Source organism: Synechococcus sp. H70.1 (assembly GCF_047502705.1).
Lineage (GTDB): Bacteria > Cyanobacteriota > Cyanobacteriia > Thermostichales > Thermostichaceae > Thermostichus.
The window spans coordinates 1-15,760 of record NZ_JANSIV010000169.1 but is presented as its reverse complement, the minus strand read 5'-3'; the positions used below and the strand labels follow the sequence as shown (position 1 = coordinate 15,760).

General features: G+C 60.5%; 15 protein-coding genes. 8 read left to right on the top strand and 7 right to left on the bottom strand.

Going from position 1 to position 15,760, the window contains the following annotated elements:
- The 3 genes from NW827_RS10950 to NW827_RS10940 form a co-directional block, all read right to left on the bottom strand.
- Positions 1-2,010 (bottom strand): glycogen debranching N-terminal domain-containing protein (locus NW827_RS10950; protein ID WP_414503687.1); only part of this gene is annotated, 2,010 nt, incomplete at its 3' end.
- 57 nt (positions 2,011-2,067) lie between these two features.
- Entirely contained in the window at positions 2,068-3,150 is a 1,083-nt protein-coding gene (locus NW827_RS10945; protein WP_414361724.1) for a glycosyltransferase family 4 protein, read from the bottom strand.
- Positions 3,151-3,497: 347 nt separating this feature from the next.
- Positions 3,498-4,175: a hypothetical protein gene (locus NW827_RS10940; RefSeq protein WP_414503686.1), complete on the bottom strand. Its 678-nt coding sequence runs from the start codon at positions 4,173-4,175 to the stop codon at positions 3,498-3,500.
- A 542-nt stretch (positions 4,176-4,717) separates the two neighbouring features.
- Here NW827_RS10940 and purF point away from each other — a divergent pair.
- Both purF and def read left to right on the top strand, forming a co-directional pair.
- Positions 4,718-6,307: an amidophosphoribosyltransferase gene (gene purF, locus NW827_RS10935; protein ID WP_414404661.1), complete on the top strand. Its 1,590-nt coding sequence runs from the start codon at positions 4,718-4,720 to the stop codon at positions 6,305-6,307.
- Between the two features lie 40 nt (positions 6,308-6,347).
- On the top strand, positions 6,348-6,881 hold the full coding sequence (gene def / locus NW827_RS10930; RefSeq protein WP_414361727.1) for a peptide deformylase: 534 nt from the start codon (positions 6,348-6,350) through the stop codon (positions 6,879-6,881).
- 148 nt (positions 6,882-7,029) lie between these two features.
- Here def and gltX read toward each other — a convergent pair whose 3' ends face one another.
- Positions 7,030-8,469 (bottom strand): glutamate--tRNA ligase, encoded by a 1,440-nt coding sequence (gene gltX, locus NW827_RS10925; protein ID WP_414403692.1) that lies wholly within the window; start codon positions 8,467-8,469, stop codon positions 7,030-7,032.
- Positions 8,470-8,693: 224 nt separating this feature from the next.
- Here gltX and NW827_RS10920 point away from each other — a divergent pair, with 224 nt between their 5' ends.
- Both NW827_RS10920 and NW827_RS10915 read left to right on the top strand, forming a co-directional pair.
- Positions 8,694-9,044: a hypothetical protein gene (locus NW827_RS10920; RefSeq protein WP_414361731.1), complete on the top strand. Its 351-nt coding sequence runs from the start codon at positions 8,694-8,696 to the stop codon at positions 9,042-9,044.
- A 100-nt stretch (positions 9,045-9,144) separates the two neighbouring features.
- Positions 9,145-9,357: a DUF2555 domain-containing protein gene (locus tag NW827_RS10915; RefSeq protein WP_414503685.1), complete on the top strand. Its 213-nt coding sequence runs from the start codon at positions 9,145-9,147 to the stop codon at positions 9,355-9,357.
- 433 nt (positions 9,358-9,790) lie between these two features.
- On the opposite strand, the gene NW827_RS10910 is transcribed toward NW827_RS10915, so the two are convergent.
- Positions 9,791-10,066 (bottom strand): DUF4404 family protein, encoded by a 276-nt coding sequence (locus NW827_RS10910; protein WP_414361735.1) that lies wholly within the window; start codon positions 10,064-10,066, stop codon positions 9,791-9,793.
- Positions 10,067-10,249: 183 nt separating this feature from the next.
- Between NW827_RS10910 and NW827_RS10905 the strand changes: the two genes are divergently transcribed.
- The 4 genes from NW827_RS10905 to NW827_RS10890 all read left to right on the top strand — a co-directional run bounded on the left by NW827_RS10905 (position 10,250) and on the right by NW827_RS10890 (position 14,122).
- On the top strand, positions 10,250-10,561 hold the full coding sequence (locus NW827_RS10905; RefSeq protein WP_414403691.1) for a hypothetical protein: 312 nt from the start codon (positions 10,250-10,252) through the stop codon (positions 10,559-10,561).
- Between the two features lie 135 nt (positions 10,562-10,696).
- The gene (locus NW827_RS10900; RefSeq protein ID WP_414361739.1) at positions 10,697-11,344 is read left to right on the top strand and encodes an SIMPL domain-containing protein; all 648 of its coding nucleotides are present in this window, start codon (positions 10,697-10,699) and stop codon (positions 11,342-11,344) included.
- Positions 11,345-11,401: 57 nt separating this feature from the next.
- A complete protein-coding gene (locus NW827_RS10895) occupies positions 11,402-12,310 on the top strand; it encodes a shikimate dehydrogenase (protein ID WP_414403689.1) in 909 nt (302 codons plus the stop codon).
- A 132-nt stretch (positions 12,311-12,442) separates the two neighbouring features.
- Positions 12,443-14,122 (top strand): hypothetical protein, encoded by a 1,680-nt coding sequence (locus NW827_RS10890; protein ID WP_414403688.1) that lies wholly within the window; start codon positions 12,443-12,445, stop codon positions 14,120-14,122.
- Here NW827_RS10890 and NW827_RS10885 read toward each other — a convergent pair.
- Positions 14,119-14,457, bottom strand: a complete 339-nt coding sequence (locus NW827_RS10885; protein ID WP_414403687.1) for a hypothetical protein — start codon at positions 14,455-14,457, stop codon at positions 14,119-14,121. The genes NW827_RS10890 and NW827_RS10885 overlap by 4 nt on opposite strands.
- A gap of 6 nt (positions 14,458-14,463) precedes the next feature.
- Positions 14,464-15,760: hypothetical protein (locus tag NW827_RS10880; RefSeq protein ID WP_414503684.1), on the bottom strand; the 1,297-nt coding region annotated here is incomplete at its 5' end.

Genomic DNA, 15,760 nt, shown 5'->3' with positions numbered 1-15,760 from the left:
GAGGCGCACCTGCTGGGCCAGCCCGTCGATCTCCAGGCCTAGGCAGGCTTGCAGCAGCAGGAACACACTGGCCGCTGCCCACGACTGGGGCAGACAGGCCACCGGGTAAAGAGTGGGGCCTTCCCGCTGGCGCCGGCGAAAGCCACAGAACAGCTCCGGCAGCCGCCGCAGCTCCAGAAACTGGCTGGCATCAAACAGGGCCGTCAATACTTGGGCTGCCTCCGCCTTGTAGCCATAGCGGGCCAAACCTGCTGCAATCAGGGCGTTGTCGTGGGGCCAGATGGAGCCGTTGTGGTAGGACATGGGGTTGTAGCGCCCTTCCCCTTCCGCCAGGGTGCGGATGCCCCAGCCGCTGAAAAAAGCGGGCTCCAAAAGTTGCCGCGCGATGCGCTCGGCATGCTGCGGGTGGGCGATCCCGGAAAACAGGCAGTGGCCCATGTTGGAGCTGCGCACACGGCAGGGCTGCTTGCGCCCGTCCAAAGCTAGGACATAGCCGCCCAGCTCCTCGCACCAAAACTGCTCCCAAAACCGCTGCTGCAGTTTCTGGGCCTGCTGGCGCAGTTGCGCTGCTTGCTCGTGCCGCCCCAACAGCTCCGCCATCTCCGCCGCCAACAGCTTGGCCTCGTAGGCGTAGCCCTGCACCTCGCACAGGGCTATGGGTGGCTCGGCCAGGGATCCGTCGGCATAGAAGATGGCATCTTCCGAGTCTTTCCAGCCCTGGTTGCGCAGGCCCCGCCGCGCCTTGCCGGCATACTCCAAAAAGCCGTCGCCGTCGGGATCCCCGTAGGTGTCCATCCAGTGGAGAGCTGCCTCGATATTCGGCCACAACTGCCGCAACAGCTCGAGATCCCCACTGCGGCGCACATAGCGCCCTGCTAGCACGACAAACAAAGGAGTGGCGTCGATGCTGCCGAAGTAATTGCCAAAGGGGATCTCGCGGGTCTTAGCCATCTCACTGTAGCGCTGCTCGTGCAGGATCTTGCCGGGCTCGGCATCGCGGCTGGGATCCACCTCCTGCGCCTGGTGGGCCGCCAGGTACAGCAACACCCCCCGGGCCAAGTCGGGGAACCACCAGAGGGTGGCCAAGGCGGTGATTAGCGCGTCGCGGCCAAAGACCGTGGCAAACCAAGGCACCCCGGCGTGGGGATAGAGCCCATAGGGGGTGCGGGCCAGCATCATCACCAGGTCGTCCCGCGAGGCGTTGAGCCACTCGTTAAACTGGGCGTTGCCGGTATCGATGCGGTGGGCCAAAGCTCTTAGCGCCGCCCGCTGCTCCCGCTCTGCCTGCAGCGCCTCCTGGTAGGTTAAGGGCGGGATCTCCTCGCCGCCATAGCTGCAGACGACCCTCACCTCCAAATCCCGCTCCTCCTGCGGCGCCAGCGGCACCCACCACTGCGCCAGCTTTTCCGAAACCACGTCCGGAGGAGGGGAAAACAGGATCCGGGTTTGCCGCTCCACCCCGTCCAGGCCGCGGTAGCGCAAGGTTACCCCTTCTGAGCTCACCTGGGCTGGCAGCAGTTGTCCCCGCTTTGTCCGCCGGATGCCGCGAATCTCAAACATATCGGCAAAATCGGCCTCAAAGCGCAGGGTAAGGGGCACGCGGAGCGTCTCCAAACCGTAGTTGTGAAGGTGGATCCGCTCATAGGCCACGTTGTTCCATAAAAAAGTGGTGCGCAGGACGTGCAACGTCTCCTGCTCAATGAACTGCCCCTCCGAGGTGGTGAACTCGGGGTTGGTGAGATCCACCGCCAGAATATCCTTGTCTTCCCGCACCTCCGAGCTGAGCAACAGAAACTGCTTCCCCTGCAAATCCAAGACCAGCCGCGACAAAAAGCGGGTATCGTCGCGGAACAGGCCGTGATCCCGGATGCCGAGGGGGCGCATGTTGCCCAGGCGGTCAAAAATAGCAAAGCAGTTGTCCTGCTTGAGGACATGGGGACGCGCCTCCACCAAGGAAGCGCTGGCGCGGATGTAGTACTGATCCTGAATCTGGATAATGTCTTCGGCCATCTGCGTCTTCCCACCCAACCAAAGGAGCAAAACAGGAGCCCCCAGATAGCCCCAGCTTTACCTGGGCAGGGTTGACAGGCCGGGGGTGGCTTTCTTCGAGCGCTCCTGCCGTTCGTTCACCAATTGGTTGTAAAGAGCTTCGTATTCCGACACCATCCTCTCGACGCTAAACCGCTCCTCAAACGCCTGCCGCACCCCCGCTCGGTCAAGGGATCCCACCTTTTCCAGCGCCTCCACTGCCTCCTCCACCGAGTCCACAATAAAGCCCGAGCGGCGGTCGGCCATCACTTCTGGCACCGAGCCAAAGCGAGTGGCAATCACCGGCGTGCCACAGGCCATCGCTTCAATCATGACTAGCCCAAAGGGTTCCGGCCAGCGGATGGGAAACAGCACCGCATAGGCCTTGCCCAAGAACTCGCTCTTCTCTTGGTCAGTGATTTCCCCCACGATCTCCACATTGGGGTGGCGCCTGGCCAAAGGCTTAATCTCTAACTCATAGTACTGGCGATCCACGGCGTCAATTTTGATAGCAGCTTTCAGGGGCATCCCTGCCCGCGCGGCAATTTCAATGGCCGTGTCCAGCCCTTTCTCCGGCGAGACCCGGCCCAGAAAAGCCAGGTAATCTCCCTTTTCTGGATAGAAACGGTGGAGATTCAGGGGCAAGCCATGATAGACCGTCCCCACCCAGCGCGCCTGGGGCAGGGGCCGCCGCTGGGCATTGGAGATGGAGACCACTGGGATGTCCTGAAACTCGGTGTAGAGCGGCTGCAGCTCCGGAATGTCCAGCCGCCCGTGCAGGGTGGCCAAAAAAGAAACTTCAGGGTGGCGGCGGGCCAGGGCGTAGGGGTAGTAGTCAATGTGGCCGTGGATGATGTCAAACTCATTGGCCATCTGAAAGGCTTTCTCCACCATCAGGATGTGGGGAGCCACCGTGTCAATAGCCGTGGGATCCAGCCGCAAAGCCCGCTCCCGAAAAGGGATGAGACGCGCTTGGGTCTGGGAGTCGCCGCTGGCAAATAGAGTCACCTCGTGCCCGCGTCGCACCAGCTCTTCAGTTAACCAAGAAACCACCCGCTCCGTGCCGCCGTAGAGCTTGGGGGGCACGCTCTCGTGCAACGGGGCAATCTGGGCAATGCGCATCGTTATCCTCCCAACTAAGTAAGTAGCCGTCCAGGGTGGTTGGTGTTTCTGAGCGCTGACCCTGGCCCTACAGTTGTGAATTTTCTGGCTGCTAACAACCCCTTGGCTAAAGCAGGATAAAAAACAGGATAAAGTAAGGGATCCCGCCAGAGCCAGGCCTAACCCCCTAGGCCAGCTGGTTAAGCTTGCTGCGGGGGTTGCGAAAATTCCCCAAATCCCAGGTCCAGCAAGCGAGGAGCCTCGGCAGCATCCTCAGCGGCCTCGAGGGGCAGAGGGCTGGCCGTTGAGTTGAACAGCTGCTGCCCTGCAGGCACTCCAGCTCCACTGCAAAGAACTGTCTCCGCTGGTTAGGTGGGTCTAGGGCTAGGTGTTGGCGTAGGCGGAAAGCTGGGACGAGGGGAAGGGCTGGGCGAAGGCGACACGGAGGGAAAAGGATTGGGCGTGCCGGTCGGGGTTGGCGCCACGGGCGGCGGCAGTACCCGCAAGGGGGCTTTGGCGGAGGCAATGCGGCCTTGGCTGTCTGCTACCATGGCCGTAACCTCGTAATCTCCAGGGGGGGCAGAGGCCGGAATGGTGATGGGAAGGGTGCCGATGCAGGTTCTGCTGTTGGGCTGGCAGCCGGCGGCAGCGGCGGTGAAATCAAACGTGAGGGTGAGAGGGTTCTGTCGGATTTCCACCCGGAAGCTGATGCCGCTGCCCAAACCCGCAGGAGTTGTAACGGCCACCAAGACATTGAAGGGCACCGTCTGTCGGGCGTCCGTCAGGGCCACCACGGCAATCGAAGGTGGCTCTGCTGAGAAAGGTGGGGTGGGGGAAGGACTGGGGCTAGGGAAAGGATTCCAGAGTGGAGTGGGGGTCGGGGTGAGCAAAGGCCTCGGGAGGGAACTGGGGACGAGAAAAGGCGTGGGTGTTGGCGCCACAACCGTTACCGGCACAGGAGTAATGGTGACTGAGGGTTGCTCGCGGCCATCTTCTTGGCAGGCCACCAGTGACAACGACAGAAAGGCGGCTACACTGGCTTTCATCCAAGAGACTGCTGGCGCCCAACTGCGGCGGAATCCAGAGGACGGCTGTTTCATGGGCTTTAGCTCCTCACAACACAAGCTTGGGGGCTTTGTTAGGAAAACCGAGTCTCGGCAGTGTTCAACTCAAAACCCGCACAGTCCTGCTCCCTTGACGGCGAAAGCAGAATCTCGCAGGTGCTCCTAACACTATAGATAGAGCCTCATCTTTTCGCAAACACTATGAGTGGCTCCTGCTGCGGATCCGCCCTGGCGGCGGGATCTCAAGAGCGCTCGGGTTAGCCCCGCACTGCATGGGTGAACTGTGATTACTCAAGAGCCAATCAGGGTCGGGATGAAAGCCGTTCGTGCCACAATTGAGGAGAGCAAGTTCACTCTCTAGAGAGTTTCCCGCGGTGGGTTGCACGGTGGCATCACGCTGAGACCTCTGGACCAACAAGTCGGTGAAGCAGGAAGCCGTACTCTATTCGCGCAGCGTGGCGCAAGCCATGTTGTGTTGACTCGACGAAGAGGAGTGTTGGGAGTCGTTAGCAAGACGAGAATCCATGGCAGCGAAGGTGGGAGCAGAACCATCGCCAGCTCAGGAAGGGGCGCAAGAGCGGCCTGCCGAATCCTGGAACAACCAGGAAGGGCCCAAAGAGGCCTGCGGAGTATTTGGGATTCTGGCTCCAGGGGAGGAGGTGGCTAGGCTGGCCTACTTTGGGCTATTTGCCCTGCAGCATCGTGGCCAGGAATCGGCGGGCATTGCCACCTTTGAGGGAGCCTTTTGCCGGGTTCACAAGGCAATGGGGTTGGTCTCGCAGGTTTTTGATGAGGTCAACCTAGCCCAGTTAACGGGTGAGTTGGCAGTAGGCCACACCCGCTACTCCACGACTGGATCCAGCCGCATGGCCAATGCTCAGCCGGTGATTGTGGAAACCCGCTTGGGGCCCCTAGCTTTGGCTCACAATGGGAACTTGGTCAATGCCGAAGAGCTGCGCAAAGAACTGGAAGCTGCCGAGTGCCACCTCACCGGTAGCACTGATTCGGAGTGCATTGCCCACGCCATTGCCCAAGCGGTGAACCAAGGTCAAGACTGGGTGGGAGCCACCTGTCAGGCTTTGCGGCGCTGCCGCGGGGCTTTCAGTTTGGTTATCGGTACGCCAGAAGGCCTGATGGGGGCGCGGGATCCCTATGGCGTGCGCCCACTGGTGTTGGGGTTTTTGAGCAGCAACCCTGCCCTAGAGGAGCTGCTGCAGCCGGAGATGGCAGGGATCCTCTGCAGCGACGGCACGTTCAACCCCCCTGAAGCCCGGCCGCTGCACTACGTGTTGGCCTCAGAAACCTGTGCTTTGGATATCATCGGGGCGGATTATCTGCGCCAGGTGGAGCCGGGGGAGCTGGTGTGGATTGACCGTCAAGGGCTGCAATCCCTGCGCTGGGCGGAGCCCAACCCCAAACTGTGCATCTTTGAGATGATCTACTTTGCCCGCCCCGACAGTTGCATGCATGGAGAGAGCCTCTATTCCTACCGCGTGCGGCTGGGGGAACAACTGGCCAAAGAAGCCCCGGCGGAAGCTGACTGGGTAATAGCAGTGCCTGATTCCGGCACACCGGCAGCCATTGGCTATGCCCGCCAGTTGGGGATCCCCTACACCGAGGGGCTAATTAAAAACCGCTACGTGGGCCGCACCTTTATCCAACCCACCCAGTCGATGCGGGAGCGGGGCATTCGTATGAAGCTCAACCCCCTCGAAGACGTGCTGCGGGGGAAGCGGATTGTGATTGTAGACGACTCAATTGTGCGGGGCACCACCAGCCAAAAGATCGTCAAGGCCCTGCGCCAGGCGGGGGCCACCGAGGTTCACATGCGCATCTCCAGCCCGCCAGTTACCCATCCCTGCTTCTACGGCATTGACACCGACAGCCAAGATCAGTTGATTGCCGCCAAGTATTCGGTGGCAGAAATTGCTGAGAAGATTGGGGTGGACTCACTGGCCTACTTGAGCTGGGAAGGCATGCTGGCCGCTACAGGCCAGGATCCCAATTCCTTCTGCTCTGCTTGCTTTACCGGTCACTACCCCATTCCCGTTCCTGAAGGGCTGAAGCGCTCCAAGCTGGCTCTGGAGACGGCAGCCAGCCGCAAGGATCGCTAGGAAATGCTGGAGAGTCTGCAGAGGGGTCTGAGAGCACGTTATGACCTTGCGCCTGCGACAACTAGGGGATCCCATCCTAGGGCAAGTAGCCAACCCAGTGACAGAGTTCAGAACGCCGGCCTTGCAGGATCTCGTAGAAGGCATGTTGGCTACCCTGAAGGAGGCCCAGGGGGTGGGCTTGGCTGCTCCTCAGGTGGGATCCCCCCTCCAGGTCATCATTGTGGCCTCCCGCCCCAACCCTCGCTATCCCGACGCACCCCAGATGGAGCCGGTGGTCATGGTTAACCCCCGTCCCTTGGCCTTGAGCCAGGAGCAGGTGCTGGGGTGGGAAGGTTGCCTGAGCGTACCCAACTGCCGTGGCCTAGTGGCCCGCGCCCGCGAGGTGGAGGTGGAGTATTACACTCCAGAAGGTGTCCAGCAGAGGGTAACTTGGCAGGGCTTCCCAGCAAGGATTTTCCAGCACGAATACGATCACCTCTTGGGCCAGTTGTTCCTAGATCGGCAGCCGCAGCAAGTGCTGACTGAAGCCGAGTATCAAGCCCAAATTCTGGGGCGGGAGTACACCTTGCCCTAGCTGAGGCGTCTAGCCACCCCAGGCTAGGCTGGGGCTATCAAATCCCACGGGCGGCGCTTTTGTTGTCCAGCCAGGGGAAGCCGACCTAGCCCAAGAAAACTGGGTTCGCCCCACTGCTGCGCGGTTTGGTCGGCGGCCAGAGAGATAGCTAGGCCACTACCTTCCGCACTGCTTCCAGCCGCCCCAGAGCCCAGCCTCGCCGATGCAATAGCGCAAAAGAGGTCAGTAAATCCGGTCCCTGCAGCTCCCCTGTCAAAGCAGCCCGCAGGCTTTTCATGAGCAAGCCCTTTTTCATCCCCTGGCTTTGAGCCACCTGCTCCACCAGCGGCTGTAGGCTGTCGGCAGTAACTGGCTGGGGCAGCTCGGCGGTGGCCAACGCAGATGCTGTGGCGGCCATCGCCTCTACGACTCCTGGCAAGCGCAACTGTTCCAGGGCAGGCAGGCTGTAGCTAAGGGGCTCTACAAACAAGAAGCGACTCAGGGGAGGGGCCTCCGCCAGGCGGTCGATACCCTCAGCCACCAGGCAGGCCACATCCTCCAACCAGGTGGGATCGGGCACCGATGTCAGATCAAATCCCGCCGCCTGCCAAAAGGGGGTAAGTCGCTCCACCAACTCCGCTGGCGAAAGCCGCTTGATGTACTGGCTGTTGATCCAGTTCAGCTTGTCCCAATCAAAACGAGCAGCGGCCCGGTTGACCCGGTCGAAGTCAAACATCGTAGCCGCCTTTTCCAACGGGAAAATCTCTTCCCCATCCGGGGGAGACCAACTGAGCAAAGCCAGGTAATTTTTGAGGGCCTCTGGCAAAAAGCCCATTTGCTGAAACTCGGTTACCGATGTGGCTCCATCCCGCTTGGAGAGCTTCTTCCCTTCTTGGTTCAGGATCAAGGGAGAATGGGCAAATTGCGGCGGTTCATGCCCCAGTGCGCGGTAGAGCAAGATCTGCTTGGGGGTGTTGCCAATGTGGTCTTCGCCGCGGATGACGTGGGTGATGCCCATGTCAATATCGTCGACCACCACTGCCAAGTTGTAGAGAGGGTAGCCATCTGCCCGCGCGATTACCATGTCCCCCCCTAAGTCCTGGGTGTTCCAGGTAATGGGGCCACGGATGAGATCCACCCACGACACCTCCATCGGCTCCTCAATCTTAAATCGGATCACCGGCTGCCGCCCCTCGGCCTCGTAGGCCCGTCGCTGCTCCTCCGTGAGAAAACGGTGGCGGTTGTCGTAGCGGGGGGCTTTGCCGGCGGCCTTCTGGGCAGCCCGCATTGCTTCCAGCTCCTCCTCAGTAACGTAGCAGCGGTAGGCCAACCCCCGCTCCAAAAGCTGCTGCACCACTTCCCGGTAGCGCGCGATGCGGTTGGACTGGTAGATAGGCCCTTCGTCCCAGTCCAGTCCCAGCCAGGCCAGCCCCGCTAGGATGTTGCGGGTGTAGCGGGGGGAAGAGCGCTCGCGGTCCGTGTCTTCGATGCGCAAAATGAACTGGCCACCGTGGCGGCGAGCGTAGAGCCAGTTGAACACCGCCGTCCGGGCAGTGCCGATGTGCAAGTTGCCAGTTGGGCTAGGGGCAAGACGAACGCGAACACTCACAGGCAACAGCTCCCGAACAGAGCATCCCCATCCTAGTCGGCAAGGGGATCCCTTGTCACGTTGGGATCCGCAAGCGGTTGCCAGTTGGCGCATTTTGGGTAGAATCCGCCTTAGCTGCCGGTCAAGAGGTAGGCTCCTCAGGGGTAAAAGTTGGTGGGCAAAGCCCAGATCCTGCTTTTTCCGGTGTTGAGGAACAAGCTGTAGCGTAGGAGGAACCACAGCACATGCGTCTGACCTTGGCAATTGTTCTGGGCTATCTGGCTGCCGGGATCCCGGTTGGATCGGCTTTTGCCCAAATTGCCTACCCTTCTTATCCGGTGGGGGAGGCTCTAGATCGAATCTTGCTGGATACGGGCAAGGAGGCCGATCCAGTCATTTTCCCTGAGGAAGTGGTGCGCTCCCAGGCCCAGCAAGTTACCGCCTTCTTCACCACTTTGCTCAACCAGCGCACCAACATCCCGCCCTTGCGCTCGCTGGATTTGCCCAGCCCCTATCAAGCCTCGGTTCGCACCCAGGCCGGCTACTATCGCGTCACCCAGACAGAGCCTGTTTTAGACTCCGAGCTCCTCCGCTAGTCAAGGCAGATCCCAGCCTGCCCTGTTGCAAATTTGCGTTTTCGGCCAGGGGGCGTCGGGCCGAGAGGCTAAGATCGGCTTGTAGTGTTTCAGGCTACCTATGTCTGCCCGATCCAAAGTAGAAGCCAGGGATCCCCGCCAATTCACTGCAGCCGATGTGGCGGCCATTGCAGAGCGGCTGGAGCGCAACGAGTACCCTAACGTCTTTGACTGCCTAGAAGATTGGCACACCCTGCGGGCTATTGCCTTTTCCTCTCCCGAGCTGGTGGCTCCCTACGCCCACCTGTTGGAGTGGGAAGTGGATGAGGACTAGATTTGCTCAGAAAGAATTCCCCCTCCTCAAGTAGAAGGGGGAGAGGAAGTCTGCGAATAAGATAGCGCGCTTCTTCGAGAAGAACGTTAAACCTCCGGTCATTCTCGATCTGACGCTGGTTGATGGCCTGGATGGCGCGTTCGTGCTCTTGTTGCAATGCAGTAAGAGTGATGAGAGCTTGAGTTACTTCCTCAGCCCATTCAGCCAAGTGTGCTAAATCTGAGCGGGTCTCGCGGACAACTTCCTGTAAGTCTCTCAAACCTTGCGCCTGGGCCATATTTTGCTCGTGGCTTTCTCGGATGGCCTGGCGTAGCTCTTGGATCTCGCGGCTGTTGGCCGCAATCTGCTCGGCTGCCTGAGCTAGGAATTGTTCTGCTCGATCTAAGCGGTCTTGGCTGTTCATTCTGAAACCCTCGGATACCCACTGGGGGAACTACAGACCCATCCCTGCCAATGTGTCGATCACTTGCTCCAGGATCAGGGTGAGGTTGGGGTGAGAGGTTTCAAATAGGGCCAGCGCTTCCCCAATGCGATCTTTGCGCCCTTGGTTTTGTTGGCCCTTGCTTGGGGATCCCAGCTCGGCCAGCACCGCCTCTACCTCCTGGCGAATAGCGGCAATGTGCTGCCGCTGCTTTTCATCCAAGCCAGGGGTTTTTTGCAGCTCAACATCCAGGTCATGCAGCAGTTGTCGCAGTTTCGAGGCAGCCATTCTCAAAAAGACCTTATTAAAATCGAGTTTTGACCACGCTGACTCAATCATACGCCCTGTGGGCAGGAGCGGGGATCCCTCTTTTGGGAGCGGCTGAGGCGGCAAAGGTTAACTTTTGCAGCCGGGGATCCCAGCCTTGGAGCAACTCCCATAGGATGGGCAATAGCCTTGCTGTCTATCCCTATGTCTGAGCTGGCATTGGCCCTGCTGGGGACAGGGGTTGCCGTTGCCCTGTTCCTGGGAATTTTTGTCTGGGAACAAAGACGCAGCCAGGAGCTGCTGCAGCGGTGGGCGGCAAAGCATGGCTACTCCATTCTGAGCCGGGAGCCGCGGTATTGGCGGCTGGGGCCTTTTTCCGGCAGCACTTCCATGTATCAACGCGTGTTTTATGTGCGGATACGCAATCCGGGGGGGCAAGAACGCAGCGGCTGGGTGAGGTTAGGGAACTGGTGGCTGGGGCTTTTGTCAGATCAGGTGGAGGAACGGTGGGAGTAGGCTGGGGTTAACGACTGAAAGGGGGAAGCAATGGACAGGCTCAAAGGATGGAAAAGGCTGAAGGGGGTGGCCTGGCTGGGCGTGGTACTGGCGCTGGCACTGTTGGGTTGGAACGCAATCGCTGGAGGCGGGGCAATGGCCAGTCCCGGTGAGGGATCCCGAACCTTGACGGTAACCGGCCAGGGATCTGTTGCAGTGGAAACCTCCATTGCCGTAATCCGGCTGGGGGTGGTGCTCCAAGGGGAGACAGCCCAAGCGGTCCAGCAACAGGTGGCCGAGCGCTCGGAACGCCTGGTGAACCGCCTCAAAGAGCTGCAGGTGAGCGCCCTGCAGACCACCGGCATTTCTCTCTATCCCCAATACGACTACCAGCAGAGCCCACCCCGCCTGACTGGGGTACGGGGGCAAAACAGCCTGCAATTTGAAGTACCCATAGCCCGAGCCGGAGAGGTGCTGGATGAAGCCGTGGCGGCTGGAGCCACCCAGGTGGAATCGGTCAGCTTCCAAGCGGATGAGGCCACCTTGTTGCAGGCACGCAGCCGTGCCCTGACCCAAGCCGTGGAAGATGCCCAACGTCAAGCCAGCGATGTGTTGAAGGCCTTGAACCTGAGCATCCGTTCTGTGGAGGGCATCCAGGTTCACAGCGATAGCTATGTTGCACCCCTGCTCCCTCTAGCAGGCAGCGGTGGAGCCGAGTACGCTCGTCTACAGGCAGCCTCCACGCCAGTGGAAGGAGGGCGGCAGACAGTGCGTGCCCAAGTTACCCTGGAGATCCGCTACTAGCTGCTCCCCTGCGCTTCTGGATCTGAGGACGTTAGAGGGATCCCTTAAGGGACTAGAGTGGACAGACGGATTTCAGGAAGCACCCAGTTACTGGGCCTGATCGGGGATCCGGTGGCCCACAGCCTATCCCCGGCGATGCACAACGCCGCTTTGGCGGCCATGGGAGAAGACTACTGCTATGTGCCCTTTCCGGTGGCGGCAGAGCGCTTGGCGGTGGCGGTGGCCGGGCTGGCGGCCATCGGGGTGCGGGGGTTTAACGTCACCATTCCCCACAAGCAGGCGATTCTGCCTTTGCTCAGCCAGGTGGAAGCGCGGGCGGCAAAGGTGGGAGCAGTAAACACGGTCTACGCCTTGCCGGAGGGAGGCTGGGGCGGCACCAACACCGATATCGACGGCTTTGTTCAGCCTTTGCGGGGCTTGGAAAAAGGGATCCCGACCCTGATCCTGGGCTGTGGCGGGGCGGCGCGGGCGGCCATCCAGGGCTGTTTGGAGTTGGAGTTGGGGCCAGTACGGGTGGCCGGGCGATCCCCTGAGAAGTTACAGGCTTTGCAACAGACCTGGCCGCAGGTGGAAACGCTGAGCTGGGCCGAGCTGGATCGCCACTTGCCCGAGACTTCCCTTGTGGTCAACACCACCCCCGTGGGCATGTACAAGCCGGGATCCCCTGCCGAGCTGTCTCCCCTTAGCCGGGAGCAGCTGCACCTTCTGCCCGCTGGCGCCGTTGTCTACGATCTCATCTATGTACCGGATCCCACTCCCCTGCTGCGTATGGCCGCAGAGTTAGGCCATACCCCCATCAGTGGCCTGGAGATGCTGATCCACCAGGGGGCCAAGGCCCTCTCCCTCTGGCTGGGGGGCAAGCCTGTGCCGGTGGAGGTGATGCGGCAGGCGGCCCGGCAGCAGTTGGCCCAGATTGAGGCAGATAGGGCAAGGGATCCCAAGCCCCAGCTCTCCTCTCAAAGTTGAGCGCAATTGGCTGGGGGCGGGAACAATTGCCTCGGGCCTGCCGATCTCTAGGGGGAGATAGAGCTAAAGCAATTCTCGATGGGGTTAAGGGTGTTCAGGTTGCCGAGGCGGCAGCGGAAATGGCTTGTAGGTGTGCTTGGCGCACTGATGTGGCTGGGATCCGGAATTGCCGCCCAGGCCCAATTCCCTAGGTTTGGCCATTCTCTTTTCCCGGACTCCGGTTCCGCGCTTCAGGGCAGCGAGAACCAGACAGGATCCCTGTCTGCTCCTCAGCTCGATGCCTTCTGCCGGCAACCCCCTGAGGAAGTGGCGCGCAAGGCTCAACTGCGCCAGCGGGCCACCCAGTCAGAGGCCGCTTGGGCCGAATACACCCAAGTCTTAGCCGAACATCGCGCTGCCTTGATGGCCTGCCGTAGCCGCCGTTGGCCCCAAATCCAAGCCATTTGGGTGCGCTTGCATCCCTGTGATGCCAAGCCGGGCGTACTGGATCAGGTGTTTGACCAAGTGGTGAACCTGGGCTACAACCGAGTTTTTATCGAGACGCTTCACGATGGCCGCTCCGTTCTGCCTGATGGAGCGGGCGGGATCTGGCCCAGCCTGCAGCCCAATGCTGATTTGTTGGATTTGGCTTTCAAGGCGGCGCGACGGCGGGGGCTATCGGCCTATGCCTGGGTGTTTTCCCTCAATTTCGGCTACAGCTACGGGCTTCTCCCAGATCGCCAGAAAGTTCTGGCCCGCAACGGCCGTGGCCTCACCACCGTCTTAGATCCGGCGACAGCCCTTGCGGAAGATTTGGGCAGCCCGGATGAGGTGTTTGTGGATCCCTTCCATCCCGTGGCGCGACGGGATTTTGCCGAGCTAATCCGCCGCATCCTGCAGCGGCAGCCGGATGGGATCCTCTTCGACTACATTCGCTATCCGCGCGGCTCTGGGGGATCCAGTGTGGCAGCCACTGTTCGGGATCTGTGGATCCATGGGGAGGCGGCCCGGCAAGCCTACCTGGATTTGGCAGAAAACCCGGCGGGCCGAGCCTTGCTGGAGCGTTACCTCAGCCAGGGCTATATTACTGTGGCGGATGTTCTCCATCTGGATGCCACCTATGCCGAAGAGCCCCGGTGGCGCCAGCCAGGGAATCCCAAGCCTAGCGCAAGCAGGGAGCGGCCGCTTTCTCCAGAACTAAGGGACGGGATGGCCCAAAGCAGAGCAGCTGGGAATGGGGATTCCACCCCTGCTGATTTAGAAGGTGATTCAGGGAATAGCGGTTTAGAGAATTTGGCGGCTCCCCGTCCAGAAGCAGGGCCGCCGGATCCCACGCCCACCCCTAGCGCCGCTCTCCGACAGGAGCGCTGGCAAGAGCAGCTCTGGCAGCTCAGCGTCGAGTTTGCCCGCCATGGGATCCTCGATTACCTACGGCAAGCTGCCCAACCGGCCCAAAGCCTTGGGATCCCGACCGGGGCCGTCTTTTTCCCCGAGGGCAATCTGGAGGTAGGAGAGGGGTTTGATGCCCGTCTCCAGCCTTGGGATCGCTTTGATCCCGGCATGGAGTGGCACCCGATGGCCTATGCCAAGTGCGAGGATGGCTCCTGTGTGGTGCAGCAAGTGGAGCGAGTCTTGGCTGTGGCTTCTCCTCAAACCTTTGTGTGTCCGGCTATTGCCGGCCTGTGGGGACAAGCGCAGCGAAAACGGCCCAGCTTGGAAATTCAGATGGCAGAACTAGCCCGCCGCTTCCCCCAGTTGCCCTGCGTGAGTCACTTTTCCCTCTCCTGGATTGAACCGGAGCTGGAGCACAGCCGTCGCACTTGTCAGCTCTAAGGCTGGCCAGCATGCAGGGCGCTTGTTGAGGGAGTGCTGTAGAGCTCCTGGGCCTCAGGATCAGCCGACTTCACCAACTGCTGCAAGCAGTTTAGAACCTGGGCTTCCACAGCGGCGTCGTAGAGCCGCAAAGTTAGGCGAGGTACCCGCAAGGAAGCGGTAATTCGCCCTGCCGGCAGATCCAACCACACCAGTTGCTTTTGAAAACAGCGGCAGGTGGCCCCTATCTCCCGGGCTAGCTCTTCCACCTCCGGCCAGCTCAGGCAGCGCGACAGCAGCAGGTCTGTGGCCCAGCCCCTTCCACACTCTCGCCGCCTCAGGATGCGCACCTGCATGGATCCCTAAATCCGCTCGGCGTAGAACTCACACCAGGGATCCCCTTTCTCTCTGGCTTTGGTCTCCTTCCCGTAAAACAGCCCACCCCGCTGGAAGAGGCGGTTGTAGAAGACTTGATCCAGAATCGGCTTCTGCTGAATGTTGCCGTTGTAAACCAGGTTCATCAGCGCCGGCACCGCCCCTTGGGCAAAATAGCAGCTCGGATAGTCTGCCCGTGGGTAGGAAGCCAAAAAGTAGTTGGTCTCGTAGTTGCCGTCAATAGCCACCCGGCAGGAATGATTGCTCACCACCTCCAAAGCCTGCCAACGACCGAACCCCAAGCTGCTGGCTACAGCATAGGCCCCGTGGATCCAGTCGGTATCCTTTTCCAGCATTGGCCCCACAAGGGTTTCCCACTCCAGGGACTCCATGATGTTGCCCAAGGTGTAGAAGACACAGACATGGCCCGATTCGCGAATTAGATCCTCTGCCACCTGCTGCAGACCGGGTTGCACTGCTTTCAGCTCTTCCAAAAAGCGGTACTGGATGCGGTTGTAGTAATTGGCAGGCATGCGCGTGAGCAGCACGTTGAAGGCGCGAATCTGCCCCCGTTCATCTCCTGCCAAAGGCAGGCTCCACAGAGCTTCGTTGACCGCGTCATAGTCCACCGCTGTTATCGGCTTGGGCAGATCGGCTGGACATTCAATGAGCTTGCCCATGCCGGGGCTAGGAACCAAAGTCTGAGGCCGTGGCAGCCGAGTAGCCTGGATCAGGCAGCGATCCTTGCGAGTAACCGCCATGCACTCCGTTTCCTCTGCCGTGTAGCTGCCCAGCTCGCCAAAAGTGGCATCCAGCGCCGCCGCCACATAGCCCACGGCTAGATGATCGATGGGGCGGGTGCGGTTAGCCTGATCCCCGTACTTGCTCAGCCAGCCTTCTGCGTAGTGGGAGTGGGTGAGCTGGGCTTCGCCACCGCTGGGGCTGGCCTGCAGCTCCAGTCGCCCCAAGCCGAGAAAGCCGAACAACTGGCACGCCACCGCCAGCCGCTCTGCTGCCTGCTGCACTCCCAAGGTTTTAAAAGCGCCCTGGAGCAAGCTGTAGAAAATCTCCTGAGCTGCCGTGCGCAGGATGCTCACCCCATCAATCCAGTCGGGATCCTCAATGGTCTGCTGCAGAAATAGGTTGTAGTGGTGGCAGTGGAAAATTACCGGCTCACCGAAGAGAGAAATTAGCTTGCGAGCGCGGTCAAGGCGTAAATGCTCCAACATAGATGGCCTGAGCTCGAGGGGATAGGAAGGGAGAACAGTTAACGACTCCCACAAC